This window comes from Lysobacter sp. P5_B9 (assembly GCF_054049835.1).
Genome location: NZ_JBFULP010000004.1, coordinates 70,945 through 84,145 on the forward strand (window position 1 = coordinate 70,945; position 13,201 = coordinate 84,145).

The 13,201-nt window shown below is 69.6% G+C and carries 11 protein-coding genes; 8 read left to right on the forward strand and 3 right to left on the reverse strand.

All coding sequences use genetic code 11. The features are described 5' to 3' along the window. Positions 1 to 155: 155 nt before the first annotated feature. Positions 156 to 974, reverse strand: a complete 819-nt coding sequence (locus ACXJJ9_RS09760) for a ComF family protein (protein WP_457096998.1) — start codon at positions 972 to 974, stop codon at positions 156 to 158. A gap of 49 nt (positions 975 to 1,023) precedes the next feature. Between ACXJJ9_RS09760 and bioB the strand changes: the two genes are divergently transcribed. Genes bioB through ACXJJ9_RS09785 form a run of 5 tightly spaced genes read left to right on the forward strand, consistent with a single transcriptional unit; the run spans position 1,024 to position 6,097 of the window. Next, on the forward strand, positions 1,024 to 2,082 hold the full coding sequence (gene bioB / locus ACXJJ9_RS09765; RefSeq protein WP_457096999.1) for a biotin synthase BioB: 1,059 nt from the start codon (positions 1,024 to 1,026) through the stop codon (positions 2,080 to 2,082). A gap of 1 nt (position 2,083) precedes the next feature. Continuing rightward, on the forward strand, positions 2,084 to 3,307 hold the full coding sequence (bioF, locus tag ACXJJ9_RS09770) for an 8-amino-7-oxononanoate synthase (protein WP_457097000.1): 1,224 nt from the start codon (positions 2,084 to 2,086) through the stop codon (positions 3,305 to 3,307). 50 nt (positions 3,308 to 3,357) lie between these two features. Then, positions 3,358 to 4,122: a pimeloyl-ACP methyl ester esterase BioH gene (gene bioH / locus ACXJJ9_RS09775; protein ID WP_457097001.1), complete on the forward strand. Its 765-nt coding sequence runs from the start codon at positions 3,358 to 3,360 to the stop codon at positions 4,120 to 4,122. 56 nt (positions 4,123 to 4,178) lie between these two features. After that, entirely contained in the window at positions 4,179 to 5,102 is a 924-nt protein-coding gene (bioC, locus tag ACXJJ9_RS09780; RefSeq protein ID WP_457097002.1) for a malonyl-ACP O-methyltransferase BioC, read from the forward strand. Beyond that, positions 5,099 to 6,097 carry a multidrug resistance efflux transporter family protein gene (locus ACXJJ9_RS09785; RefSeq protein WP_457097003.1) on the forward strand — a complete coding sequence of 333 codons (999 nt, stop codon included), beginning with the start codon at positions 5,099 to 5,101 and terminating at the stop codon, positions 6,095 to 6,097. Before bioC ends, ACXJJ9_RS09785 begins: the two co-directional genes overlap by 4 nt. Before the next feature lie 9 nt (positions 6,098 to 6,106). On the opposite strand, the gene ACXJJ9_RS09790 is transcribed toward ACXJJ9_RS09785, so the two are convergent. Next, complete coding sequence (locus ACXJJ9_RS09790; RefSeq protein ID WP_457097004.1) at positions 6,107 to 7,594, reverse strand: glycosyltransferase family 39 protein; 1,488 nt, start codon at positions 7,592 to 7,594, stop codon at positions 6,107 to 6,109. A gap of 86 nt (positions 7,595 to 7,680) precedes the next feature. Next, positions 7,681 to 8,673, reverse strand: coding sequence for a pyridoxal-phosphate dependent enzyme (locus tag ACXJJ9_RS09795; protein WP_457097005.1), 993 nt, complete (start codon positions 8,671 to 8,673; stop codon positions 7,681 to 7,683). 120 nt (positions 8,674 to 8,793) lie between these two features. Between ACXJJ9_RS09795 and ACXJJ9_RS09800 the strand changes: the two genes are divergently transcribed. The 3 genes from ACXJJ9_RS09800 (at position 8,794) to ACXJJ9_RS09810 (ending at position 13,181) form a co-directional block, all read left to right on the forward strand. Continuing rightward, on the forward strand, positions 8,794 to 9,402 hold the full coding sequence (locus tag ACXJJ9_RS09800; protein ID WP_457097006.1) for a hypothetical protein: 609 nt from the start codon (positions 8,794 to 8,796) through the stop codon (positions 9,400 to 9,402). A 566-nt stretch (positions 9,403 to 9,968) separates the two neighbouring features. Beyond that, complete coding sequence (gene mnmG / locus ACXJJ9_RS09805) at positions 9,969 to 11,858, forward strand: tRNA uridine-5-carboxymethylaminomethyl(34) synthesis enzyme MnmG (protein WP_457097007.1); 1,890 nt, start codon at positions 9,969 to 9,971, stop codon at positions 11,856 to 11,858. A gap of 63 nt (positions 11,859 to 11,921) precedes the next feature. Beyond that, positions 11,922 to 13,181 carry a sialidase family protein gene (locus tag ACXJJ9_RS09810; protein WP_457097008.1) on the forward strand — a complete coding sequence of 420 codons (1,260 nt, stop codon included), beginning with the start codon at positions 11,922 to 11,924 and terminating at the stop codon, positions 13,179 to 13,181. The last annotated feature ends 20 nt before the right edge of the window (positions 13,182 to 13,201 follow it).

Below are 13,201 nucleotides of genomic sequence, written 5' to 3' on the forward strand. Positions count from 1 at the left end.
GCCCCGAAAGGGGGACCGGCGGCAGCCTTGGGGGAGGCTGCCGCCGGTTTTTTTTGCGGCATGCGCCGACTTCTTCCGCACTTGATGCTGTCGTTGGCTACGCCGGTGCAGCGCACGCGCAGGAAGTGGAGCGCGAACATCAGGCGCCCCGGCCATCACGGCACGCGCGCGCAGACCCAGGCCTCCACGCACTGCACACCTGCACGCTTGAGCGCCGTGGCCGCAGCGCGCAGCGTCGCACCCGTGGTCATCACGTCGTCGACCAGCACCACGTGCGCGGGCAACGGCCTGCCGGTGCGGACCGCAAACGCCCCCTGCACATTGCGTCGCCGCGCGCCGGCGCTGAGCTCCGACTGCGGTGCGGTGGCCCGCACGCGCAGGAGCAGGTCGCCGCACAAGGGCAGGTCCAGCGCGCGGGCGAGCGGACGTGCAAGTTCGAGCGCCTGGTCGTAACCGCGCCGGCGCAGTCGGGCCCGGTGAAGGGGCAGCGGCACCAGCGCGTCCGGTCGCGGCCGGGTGGCGGCCGTTTCCGCTAGCAGTTGCGACAGCAGCGCCCCGGCAGGCAGGTCGCCATGGAACTTGAAGCGTGGCAGCAGCCGGTCGAGCGGGGCGGCATACACGAAGCTGGCATGGACGCCATCCAGCACCGGAACCCGGCCGCGCCGGGCCAGGACGGCCGCGTCGTGCAGGCACCCGCCACAGACGTCCGGAGCCGGCAGGGGCAGGGCACAGCGCGGACAGGCCCGGCGGTTCCAGGGCAGGGCCGCGACGCAGGCAGCGCACAGGTCCAGGCCGTCGAGACCGGGGGCGTCGCAGGACAGGCAGCGACTGGGCCAGAGCAGGTGGGCGGCATCGACCCGGAGCCAATGTCCCAGGCGCCGGCGCAGCGAGGCGGGCTCGCAGCCGGGCTCACTGGTGGGATGTGGGTCGCCGTCAACCCGATGCACCCCTATTTGGTTGACAGCGCTGGCCATGGTTTCCAGACTGCCCGCCCGGTCTGCCCACGTCTGTCGGAAAACTCCCATGCCTGCCGTCAGTGACTCCCCCGCTTCCCCGCTCCGCCACGACTGGAGCCGCGAAGAAGTCCGCGCCCTCTTCGACCTGCCCTTCCCGGAGCTGCTGCACCGTGCCGGCACGGTCCACCGCACCCATTTCGATCCGGCCCAGGTGCAGGTCAGCACCCTGCTCTCGATCAAGACCGGCGGTTGCCCGGAGGACTGCGGCTATTGCCCGCAGGCCGCGCGCTACCACACCGGGGTGGACGCGACGAAGCTGATGGCGACCGAAGCGGTGGTGGAGAAGGCGAAGCAGGCCAAGGCCGCCGGCGCCAGCCGCTTCTGCATGGGCGCGGCATGGCGTTCGCCGAAGGACCGCGACATCCCCAAGGTCGCCGCCATGATCGCCGAGGTGAAAGCGCTCGGCCTGGAGACCTGCGCGACGCTGGGCATGCTGTCGGGTGAACAGGCGCGCGCGCTCAAGGACGCCGGCCTCGACTACTACAACCACAACCTCGACACCGCGCCCGAGTTCTACGGCGAGGTCATCCACACCCGCGAATACCAGGACCGCCTCGACACGCTGGGCCACGTGCGCGACGTCGGCATGAAGACCTGCTGCGGCGGCATCGTCGGCATGGGCGAGCAGCGTGAACAGCGCGCCGGCCTGCTGCAGACGCTGGCCAACCTGCCGGCGCATCCGGACTCGGTGCCGATCAATCGCCTGGTGCAGGTCGAAGGCACGCCGTTGGCCGGCACCGCGCAGCTCGACCCCTTCGAATTTGTGCGCACCATCGCAATTGCGCGCATCCTCATGCCGAAGTCGATGGTGCGTCTGTCCGCGGGCCGCGAAACGATGTCCGATGAATTGCAGGCGTTGTGCTTCCTCGCCGGCGCGAACTCCATCTTCTACGGCGAGAAATTGCTGACGACCGGCAACCCCGACACCGAGCGCGATATGGCATTGTTCAACCGTCTGGGCCTCATGCCCATGCCGGTCATTGAACAGGGGGAGACCGTGCACGCCGATATTCTCGAAACCACGGGCGTCGCTGCCCGCGACAAAATTTCCTGCGCGGTGGTCTGAGATGGCGCGTGCGTCATGGCGTGATCGCATTGCGACGGCACGTGCCGAGCGCGTCGCCGCGTCGCGCGTGCGCGTGCTACGCACGGCCACGCACCGCGACGGTGCGCGCGTGGAAGTCCTGGACTCGAACGGCACGCCCCGCAAGCTGCTGAATTTCTGCAGCAACGACTACCTCGGCCTGTCGCAGCATTTCGCCGTGATCAATGCACTGCAGGATGCGGCTTCGCGCGAGGGCGCCGGCGGCGTCGCCTCGCACCTCGTCTGCGGCCACCATGCGATGCACGTGGCGCTGGAGAAGGAACTCGCAGACTGGCTCGGCGCGCCGCGCGCGCTGCTGTTCGGCAGCGGCTTCATGGCCAACCTCGCGGTGATGCAGGCGCTGCTTGGCGACGGCGACATCTGCGTGCAGGACCGCCTCAACCACGCCAGCCTCATCGACGCGGCCCGCCTGTCCGGCTGCAAGTTGCGCCGCTATCCGCACGGCGACGCCAGCGGCGCACTGCGCCTGATGCGCGAATCCACCGACGGCGTTGCGATGCTCGCCACCGATGGCGTCTTCAGCATGGATGGCGACATCGCGCCGCTGCGTGAACTCGCGCTGGCGGCGCGCGTGCAGAAGGCGCTGATGTACGTCGACGATGCGCACGGCGTCGGCGTGGTCGGTCCCGACGGCCGCGGCAGCGTCGCCGAAGCGCAGCTCACCACCGAACAGGTGCCGCTGCAGCTGGTCACGCTGGGCAAGGCACTCGGCGGCTACGGCGCGGCGGTGGTCGGTGACGCCGACCTGATCGAGCACCTCGCGCAGACCGCGCGTCCCTACATCTACACCACGGCATTGCCGCCGGCGCAGGCCGCCGCGACGCTGGCCGCGGTGAAGCTGGCACGCAGCGAGGACTGGCGCCGCGGCAAGCTCTACGACCTGATCGCGCATTTCCGCGAACGTGGGGACCGGGCTGGCCTGGTGCTGCTGCCGTCGGAAACGCCGATCCAGCCTGTGATGTGCGGCAGCGATACGCGCGCGTTGTCGATGTCGGCGACGCTCGAGCAACGCGGCTACTGGGTCGCGGCCATCCGGCCGCCGACCGTGCCCGAGGGCCGTGCCCGCCTGCGCGTCACCCTGTCGGCGCTGCATACGCACGCCGATGTCGACGGGCTGGTGGATGCGCTGGGACGCGCGCGCGACAAGGCCGAGGCCGAGGCGCGCGTCGCCGAAATGCTGCGTTGAGCGCCTGCGCCACCAGGAAGCTGCGCCCGGCGCAGCTCTGAGGACTGACGATGTACGTCGAAACGCGCGGCAATGGTCCCGCGCTTGCACTCATTCATGGCTGGGCGATGCACGGCGGCCTGTTCGCGCCGCTGGCCGAGCGGCTGGGCGACCGCTACACGCTGCATCTCATCGACCTGCCCGGCCACGGCTACGCCCGCGATGACGCCACGCCACTGGTGCCCGAAAGCCTGGCCGCCGAACTGGTGGCGCGCGTGCCCGATGCCGCGTGGCTGGGCTGGTCGCTGGGCGGCCAGTTCGCGCTGCGCGCCGCGCTCGACCATCCGCATGCGGTGCGCGGCCTGATCATGGTTGCCTCGTCGCCGCGCTTCGTCGTCGGAGAGGACTGGAAGCACGGCGTCGGCTCGCAGTTGTTCCGCGACTTCGGCGAAGCGTTGGCAAAGGATTTCCGCGGGACGCTGGAAGGTTTCCTCGCCCTGGAAGCGCTCGGCTCCGCGCATGCGCAGGAGGAGTTGCGCAGCCTGCGCGCGCAGGCCTTCGAACGCGGCGAACCCGCGGCGCGCACACTGCTGGAAGGCCTGCAGCTGCTGGATCGCCTCGACCTGCGCGACGAGCTGGCGATGCTGCGCGTGCCCAGCCTGTGGCTGTCCGGCCGCCGGGACCGCCTGGTGCCCGCGGGCGCGATGCCGGCGGCCGCACTGCTGGCGCCGAACGCACGCAGCGCGGTGATCGCCAATGCCGGCCATGCGCCGTTCCTCGGCGCGGCCGACGAAGTCGCGCACGAGATCGACCGCTTCATGCAGCAACTGCCCTAGCCCGGCGCGACCGGCAAAGCGTCTTCCCCCAACGCCCCCCACAATAGCCGCACCGCATGAGCGAACTGTTCGACCACCGCCAGGTCCGCCGCGCCTTCTCGCGTGCCGCGCACCACTACGACGACGCCGCCAGCCTGCAGCGTGAAGTGGGCGCGCGCCTGCTGGAATCGCTCGACTACTTCGACGAGCGTGCCCAGCGCGAGACTCCCGGCGGCAAGGCGCGCACGCCGCAGGTGGTGCTCGACGTCGGCTGCGGCCCGGGCCATGCGACGGCGCAGATGCAACAACGCTGGCCCAAGGCGCAGGTGCTCGCGCTCGACCTGGCCCTGCCGATGCTGCGCGAGACCCGGCACAACGCCGGCGGCTGGCGCCCGTTCAAGCAGCGTCCGCAAGCGCTGTGCGCCGATGCGCGCGCGCTGCCGCTGGCCGACGGCTGCGTCGACGTGCTGTTCTCCAACCTGTGCCTGCAATGGGTCGAAGACCTGCCCGCCGTGTTCGCCGGCTTCCGCCGCGTGTTGAAGCCGGATGGCCTGATGGTGCTGTCGACGTTCGGACCCGACACGCTGTGGGAACTTCGCGAAGCCTTCGGCCACGCCGACAGCGCACCGCACGTGAGTCCGTTCGCGTCGATCGCGCAGTTCGGCGATGCGCTGATCGCGGCCGGTTTCAAGGATCCAGTGCTGGACCGCGACGAGTTCCGCCTGCAGCACTCCACCCTCGGCGACCTGATGCGCGAACTGCGCACGCTCGGCGCAACCAATGCGCTGAGCACGCGCCGCCGCAGCCTCACCGGGCGCGAACGCTTCGCCCGCGCGGCGCAGGGCTACGAGCCGCTGCGCCGCGACGGCAAATTGCCGGCGACGTGGGAAGTGATCACCGCGCATGCCTGGGGTCCGCAGCCGGGCACCCCGATCCGCCTCGGCGGCATCGATGAAGTCGCGGTGCCGGTGGCGAAGATCCCGATCCGGAGGCGCGGGTGAACCGCTCCGCCCGCGGCGTCGCGCTTGCGGCGGTCGGCATCGCGCTGTTGTCGGCGCTGTTCTTCACCTGCACCTACCTGCTCAACCGGGCCGCGGCCAACGCGGGCGGGCACTGGATCTGGACCGCGGCGCTGCGCTACCTGATCACCCTGCCCATCATGCTGGCGGTGATGCCGTGGCAGGGCGGCGTGAAGCCGGTCTGGCGGGCGATCCGCGCGCATCCGGGGCCGTGGCTGCTGTGGAGCGGGGTCGGCTTCGTGCTGTTCTACCTGCTGCTCAGTTTCGCCGCGAACAGCGGGCCGTCCTGGCTGGTGGCCGGCACCTTCCAGCTCACCGTGATCGCCGGGATGCTGTGCGCGCCGTTCCTCTACGACGACGCGCGTGCGCGCATTCCCGTGCCCGCCTTCGCGGCGGGTCTGGTGGTCATCGCCGGTGTGCTGCTGATGCAGGAGGGTTACGGTAGCGGACACCTCGATCGCAAGGCCTGGCTCGCCCTGCTCGCGGTGGCGGTGAGTGCATTCGCCTATCCGCTCGGCAACCGCGGCCTGCTGTTGCACCTGGAGCGCACGGGCACCGAACTCAATGCGACCCAGCGCGTATTCGGCATGACCCTGGCGAGCCAACCGATGTGGTGGGCGGTGACGGCGTATGCATTCGCGACCGAAGGCACGCCACCGCCCGGCCAGGTGCTGCTCGCCGCCGGCGTCGCGCTGGGTGCGGGCGTGATCGCCACCGTGCTGTTCTTCCAGGCGACCGGCATGGTGCGCAACGACCCCAGCGCGCTGGCGGCGGCCGAAGCGATGCAGGCGGCGGAAATCCTGTTCGCCACCCTGATCGGCGTGTCCTGGCTGGGCGAAGCGTGGCCGCGCGGAATCACGCTGTGGGGCGCGATCCTCGTCGGTGCCGGCATCGTCGCCTTCAGCGTGGTCGCGGCGCGGGCGGCAGCGGGCGACAAGCATGCGATGCAGGAACTGCGCAGCGATCGCGGCGCCTGACCGTCCCGCCTATTCCCGTATCACGCGGAAGATCACCCGGCCCTGGTACGGCGCACCCAGCACCGTGGTGCGATAGCCCTGCGCGGCGATGCGTTGCTGCAGTTGCGGCCACAGCTCCTGCTTGCAGATCCACACCGCGCCGCCTGGCTCGTGCTCGGCCAGCTCCTGCGCGAGCGTCTCGTCGTACTCGGGATTGAAGGCCGACTGCTGCGTCGGTTCCAGCGAGATCTTTTCGACCTCGGCATCCAGGTGCAGGTGCAGGCCGTATCGGGCCATGTCCTCGACGAACATCAGCTCGGTCACGCGCCCGCCCGTGCGCTCATTGATCGCGCGGGCCCACGCAGAGGCGTCCTTGTGCGTCGGCCACAACGACGCCGCGAACTTCAGGGCCAGCAGGACTACCGCCCATGCGAGCAGGGGCCGCCATGACAACGCACGCCGCTCTACGCCGCGCTGCCTGGCCACGATGACCGCCAGTGGCAGGAACAGCGGCAGGATGTACAGCGGCAGGCGCGAGCGCGCGAGGCAGAACACCAGCAACGGCAACAGCAGCCAAGCCAGCAGCATCAATCCGGCTGCATCACGCTCGCGCCCTGGCCCGTCGCGCCATCCCCGCACCTGCGCCGGCAACGCGCGCAGCCACCGCCACAACGTCGGCGTCCATGGCAGCGTGCCCACCAGCAGCGTCGGGCCGTAGATGGCCAGCCAGCCATACCATTCGCCGTGCCGGCCGAATTCATTGGTGGTGACGCGATTGACCACTTCGTCGCCGATGAAATAGCGGAACAGCCCGGGATGATTGACCATCACCGCGGCGTACCAGGGCAGCGCCAGCAGGGCGAACAGCAGCAATCCGGACAGCTGGAACACCCGGCTGCGGCCGTGATCGGGCATCAGCCGATCGAAGGCGAGGGCGGCGAGCAGATGGACCAGCGCCGGCGGCCCCTTGGTGAGGAAGGCCAGCGCGAACGCAACCCACATCAGGGCCATCCAGCGCCGCGGATACGCGCCGTCTCCCAGCCGCGCCTCGACGAAGGCCCACATCGCTACGCCGGTACACGCCGACAGGACGTAGTCGGTAGTGATCATCTGCGCGGCGCCGACGGTGAAGGGCATCGTCGCGTAGGCCACGGCTGCAGTGGCCTCAGTGCCCGGCGCGAGCCTGCGGGCAATGCGCCAGGCCAGCCACACGCACAGCAGATAGGAGAGCGCCGACGGCAAGCGCGCGGCAAACGGGGTCTGTCCAAGCGTGGCGACGCTTGCAGCGATCGCCCAGTAGGTGAGCGGCGGCTTGGTCCAGTGGCCGACCTCGTCGTTGCGGCGCGGATTCAACCAGTCGCCGCTGTCGAGCATGTTCAGCGCGACGTTGGTGTAGCGGCCTTCATCGGGATCCCATATTCCGCGCGAGCCGAGGAATCCGAGCGCAAGCACGATCGCCAGCACGGCGATCCAGAGCACACCAGGCCGGGGCAGCAGCGAACGCAGGGATCGGGGCATGCGGACTCGCGACGAAGGGCGGAGAAACGCAGGACGGTACGAACACTTCGTTACATGCTGCACACAACAGCGGGAATGCCGCAACGTCAGTCGCGCGCGAGCATCCCCGCCAGGGCTTCCAGATCGATGTTGCCGCCCGACAGGATCACGCCGACGCGGCGCCCGGCGAAGTGTTCGCGGTGCGCCAGCACGGCCGCGAGCGCGACCGCGGACGAGGGTTCGATCAGCTGCTTGGTGCGCTGCCAGAACAACCGCAGCGCGCCCAGCGTCGCGGCGTCGTCGGCAAGCAGCACCTCGACGCGATGCTGGCGCAGCAGAGCGAAATTCGGAGCACCCAGCAGGCCGCGCAGGCCGTCGCAGATCGTATCGGGCACCAGCTCGGTGACGCGTTCGCCGCGCTGCAGGGACTGGAAGGCGTCGGCCGCACCCGTGGGCTCGGCGCCGAACACGCGCGTCGTCCGCGACACCGCCGCCGTGGTGATTGCGGTGCCACTCAGCAGGCCGCCTCCGCCCAGCGGCGTGACCAGGGCATCGAAACCGCCGTTGTGGCCGAGCAACTCCAGCGCCGCCGTGCCCTGGCCCGCGATCACGCGCGGGTCGGCATAGGGATGCACGAGTTCCGCCCCGGTGTCGGCCTGCACGGCAGCGCAGGCCGCCTCACGCGCGGCGATGGTCGGGGCGCAGTAGTGCAGCGTCGCGCCGTAGGCCCGGATCGCGGCGACCTTGGCGGCCACCGCGTTTTCCGGCACCACAACGTGGCAGGGGATGCCACGGGTGCGCGCGGCGAGCGCGAGCGCGGCGCCGTGGTTGCCGGAGGAATGCGTCACCACACCCCGCGCGGCGATGTCCTCCCGCAACGACCACACCGCATTGCATGCCCCCCGGAACTTGAACGCGCCCGCGCGCTGCAGGTGCTCGGCCTTGAAGTGCAGCTCGCAGCCCGCCAGCTCGTCCAGCGAACGCGACCGCAGCACCGGCGTGTGGTGCACGTGCGGCGCGATGCGTGCGGCCGCGGCCAGGACGTCGTCGAAGCCAGGCAAGCTCGGCACGGAAGTGCTGGGGTGGGGGGCAATGCTCATCGTGCAGATGCTAGCGTGGCCGCCCCCCGGATGGGTCGACGTGGCGCGCAGGCCGTTTGAGTTAAGCGCGAGTTCAAAGCGCCGGCCGGAAGCTGACGGCACACCCCGGGGGGTTCCGACATGATCCGCAAACTTCTTCTTCCGGCCGCGCTCGTGGGCCTGCTCGGCGGCTGCGTGAGCGCTGGCTATGGCTACGGCGACGGTTATTACTACGGCCAGCCCAGCGTCCAGTACCGCTATGGCTACGGCTATCCGCAGGGTTACGGCTACCCCTACGGCTACAGCTATCCCTATGGCTACGGCTACCCGTATGGCTACGGCCATCCCTATGGCTACAGCTATCCATATGGCTACGGGTATTCACCGTACCGCTACTACAACTATCCGTACCGCCCCGATTACTACCAGCACCACAACCACGGCCACGGCCACAACCACCACCAGAACCCGCCGCCGGTGACCGGACCGCAGCCAGGGGACGGCCACGGCCACGACGACAACAACCCGCCGCCGTGGCGCGACTTCAACCGCCACCGGCGCTTCGGTGAAGTCGCAGGCTCCGCACTGCAGACCCAGGGCACGATCCAGCAACGACCGCAGCCGCAGCAGCCGACCCAGACAGTGACCCCGCGCCATGAAAGCAGCGGCAATGGGTCACGGATGCAGCAGGTGATCAAGCGCGCGCAGGAGAGCCGGCGGCACGAGTCGGGCACGACGCAGGAGCCCTGAGCCGACTTCGCGCAGGCAGGCATCGCGTCACAAAACCGCGCCGCAGGAGGCTTGCGTTGCCCCAGCAGTGACGGCAAGCTGCAACCACTGACCGGTTGCGTCGCATTTAGACGCTGCAGGCACAGTGAAAGGTGGCAAGCGCCGATGTCGGCGTCCGACGAAGAATCCCGGATCCCCCCTGTTCCGCCTTCGTTGGACGCCGGCTCCCTTTCTTGCGGATGCCGCCGCGGCCCGAGCGCCGCCCCCGCTCCCGCCTGTCTGGCACGCGAAACCTGACCGTGGTCTCCGGGCCACTGTGACCGCTGTCACAAAACCGGGGCGCGGGCATAAAAAAGGGGTCGAACGTCCCCCGACATTCGACCCCTGCTTCCCCCGCGAGCGCTTGGCCAGCCCCTGTTCCAAATCCAGCCGGCGCTTAGCGCCTGCCCCGCTGAGGTGCAGGGATATAACGCAGGATGCGTGCCAACTTCGGGCGATCCGCGCCAGGACGCGATCGGCACCAGCAAGCACCCAGCAAGCACCTGATTACTCTAGTAAAATTCCGCTCCCACCCGGGTCGACCTGCCTTGTCCCAGTCCTTCTACCAATACGACGTGATCGTGGTCGGCGGCGGCCATGCCGGCACCGAAGCTGCCCTCGCCTCGGCGCGCGCGGGTGCGCGCACGCTGCTGCTCACGCATTCGGTGGAAACCGTGGGCGCGATGAGCTGCAACCCGGCCATCGGCGGGATCGGCAAGGGCCACCTGGTCAAGGAGATCGACGCGCTCGGCGGCATCATGGCGCGCGCCGCCGATGCGGCCGGCATCCAGTGGCGCCGGCTCAACGCCAGCAAGGGCCCGGCGGTGCGCGCGACGCGCTGCCAGGCGGACCGCTCGCTGTACCGCGCCTTCATCCGCCACGCGGTCGAGAACCAGCCGAACCTGACCCTGTTCCAGTCCGCGGTCGACGACATCGTCTTCGCCGGGGGCAAGGTCACCGGCGTCGTCACCCAGACCGGACTCACGTTCGAAGCGCCCGCGGTCGTGCTCACCGCCGGCACCTTCCTCGCCGGCAAGGTCCACGTCGGCCAGACCACCTACGCCGCCGGCCGCGCCGGCGATCCGCCTGCGGTCGCGCTCGCGCACAAGCTGCGCGAGGGTCCGTTCGTGGTCGACCGGCTCAAGACCGGCACGCCGCCGCGCATCGACGGCCGCACACTCGACTATTCGGTGATGGAGGAGCAGCCCGGCGACGATCCGCGCCCGGTCATGTCCTTCCTCGGCTCGCACGCCGACCATCCGCCGCAGGTCTCGTGCTGGATCACCCATACCAGCGAGCGCACGCACGAGATCATCCGCGGCGCGCTCGACCGTTCGCCGCTGTACACCGGCCAGATCGAAGGCATCGGCCCGCGCTACTGCCCGTCGATCGAGGACAAGGTGGTGCGCTTCGCCGAGAAGGCCAGCCACCAGATCTTCGTCGAGCCCGAAGGCCTCACCGTCGCCGAGATCTATCCCAACGGCATTTCCACCTCGCTGCCGTTCGACGTGCAGCTCGACCTGGTGCGTTCGATCCGCGGCTTCGAGCGCGCGCACATCACCCGTGCCGGCTATGCGATCGAATACGACTTCTTCGATCCGCGCGGCTTGAAGACGACGCTCGAGACCAAGGCGATCGGAGGGTTGTTCTTCGCCGGCCAGATCAACGGCACCACCGGTTACGAGGAAGCGGCGGCTCAGGGCCTGCTCGCGGGCGTCAATGCCGCGCGCTTCGTGCGCGGATTCGAAGGCTGGTCGCCGCGCCGCGACGAGGCCTACCTTGGCGTGCTGGTCGACGACCTGATCACGCACGGCACGACCGAGCCGTACCGCATGTTCACTTCGCGCGCCGAATATCGCCTGCAGCTGCGTGAGGACAACGCCGATCTGCGCCTGACGCCGGTGGGCCGCGAACTCGGCCTCGTCGATGACGTGCGCTGGGCAACGTTCGATGCCAAGCGCGAGGCGATCGCGATGGAGAATTCGCGCCTGGGTGCCATCTGGGCGGCACCGAACAACGCGCTCGGCCGCGAGATCCATGCCACGCTCGACATCGAGATCACCCGAGAAACCAGTGCGCGCGACCTGCTCAAGCGGCCGGAACTCGACTACGCCAAGCTGATGGCCGTCGCCTCGCTCGGTCCGGCCGTCGCCGATGCCGCCGTGGCCGAACAGGTCGAGATCGGGGTGAAGTATTCGGGCTACCTCGACCGCCAGCGCGAGGAAATCGAGCGCCAGCAGCGCCACGAAAGCACCACGATCCCCGCGGATTTCGACTATGCCGGCGTGCGCGGCCTGTCGGCCGAGGTCACGCAGAAGCTGCAGCGCGTGCAACCGCAGACGGTGGGGCAGGCACAGCGCATCCCCGGGATGACACCGGCCGCCATTTCCCTGTTGCTGGTGCATCTGACCCGGCAGCGCCGCGAACGCGTCGCCTAGACCGGCAAGTAGCACGCGACCCGCGGTGACGCTTCGCCTACCCGTGCGCGTTACCCTGCGCGCATGAAATGCCATCCCGTGCTGACATCGATCGCCGTGCTCCTGCTCGCCGCATGCAGTCGCGAGCGTGCGGCGGTGCCCGCGACGGCACGGCCAACGACGCCCCCGCCCTTCCGGGTTGAACCGTGGACGCTGCCGGTCGATGTCGCTGCCGCGCAACCCGACCTCGTCGCCACGCCCGATGGCCGATTGCTGCTGTCATGGGTGGAGCCGCAGGCACATGGACACGCGCTGAAGTTCGCTGCGCTCGACAAGGCGCAATGGAGTGCGCCGCAAACCATCGCCACCGGCACGGACTGGTTCGTCAACTGGGCCGACACTCCGCATGTCGCCGTCACCGCCGATGGCGCGCTGTGGGCGCACTGGCTGCAGAAGTCGGCCACGTCGTCGTATGCCTACGACGTGGCCCTGGTGCGCTCCGGCGATGGTGGGCGCACGTGGTCGCCGCCGGTGCTGGTGAACGACGACGGCAAGCCGGCCGAGCACGGTTTCGTCTCGCTGTGGCCGGCGGCGCGCGACACGCTCGGCATCGCCTGGCTGGATGGCCGCGAATCGGCCGGTGAAGACGAACACGCCGCCCACGACGAGCACGACGGTGCAATGACCCTGCGTGCGGCCTTGTTCGACGCGCAACTGCAACGCCACGACGAAACGCGCGTGGACGCGATGACCTGCGACTGCTGCCAGACCGACATCGCCCTGACCTCGCGCGGGCCGCTGCTGGCGTTCCGTGACCGCACGCCGGAGGAAATCCGCGACATCGCGGTGACGCGCCTGCAGGGCCGCACGTGGACCACGCCGCGCCTGGTGCATGCCGACAACTGGACCATGCCCGCGTGCCCGGTCAATGGCCCGGCCGTCGCCGCGCGCGGCAACGACGTGGTCGTTGGCTGGTACACCGCGGCGGGCGACATGGCGACGCTGAAGCTGGCGCGTTCGCATGACGATGGCGATCACTTCGCGGCGCCGGTAATCGTCGACCATGGCGAGGCCGTGCAGGGACGTGTGGATGTGGCGTTCGATGCCGACGCCGCCTGGGTGACGTGGCTGCGCGAGGACGCGGACGGCCAGTCGCTGCAACTCGCGCGCTACAGCCTCGACCTGTCGCGCCAGCTGCAACGCATCGAGATCGCGAAGCTGCAGGGCCGCGGTCGCGGCACCGGCTTCCCGCAACTCGCGCTGCATGCGGGCAGCGCCGTGGTGGCATGGACCGACGTCATCGATGGCAAGCCACGTCTGCGGGCGGCACTGCTGGTCCACTGAACCTGCGCCAGCCGCGGCGT

What these genes read in the sequence shown, in the direction of transcription:
- bioC (WP_457097002.1), top strand. Translation starts at nt 4,179, where the DNA reads ATGAGCGAACTGTTCGACCACCGCCAGGTCCGCCGCGCCTTCTCGCGT.
- ACXJJ9_RS09760 (WP_457096998.1), bottom strand. Translation starts at nt 974, where the DNA reads ATGGCCAGCGCTGTCAACCAAATAGGGGTGCATCGGGTTGACGGCGAC.
- ACXJJ9_RS09800 (WP_457097006.1), top strand. Translation starts at nt 8,794, where the DNA reads ATGATCCGCAAACTTCTTCTTCCGGCCGCGCTCGTGGGCCTGCTCGGC.
- ACXJJ9_RS09795 (WP_457097005.1), bottom strand. Translation starts at nt 8,673, where the DNA reads ATGAGCATTGCCCCCCACCCCAGCACTTCCGTGCCGAGCTTGCCTGGC.
- ACXJJ9_RS09790 (WP_457097004.1), bottom strand. Translation starts at nt 7,594, where the DNA reads ATGCCCCGATCCCTGCGTTCGCTGCTGCCCCGGCCTGGTGTGCTCTGG.
- bioH (WP_457097001.1), top strand. Translation starts at nt 3,358, where the DNA reads ATGTACGTCGAAACGCGCGGCAATGGTCCCGCGCTTGCACTCATTCAT.
- bioF (WP_457097000.1), top strand. Translation starts at nt 2,084, where the DNA reads ATGGCGCGTGCGTCATGGCGTGATCGCATTGCGACGGCACGTGCCGAG.
- ACXJJ9_RS09810 (WP_457097008.1), top strand. Translation starts at nt 11,922, where the DNA reads ATGAAATGCCATCCCGTGCTGACATCGATCGCCGTGCTCCTGCTCGCC.
- bioB (WP_457096999.1), top strand. Translation starts at nt 1,024, where the DNA reads ATGCCTGCCGTCAGTGACTCCCCCGCTTCCCCGCTCCGCCACGACTGG.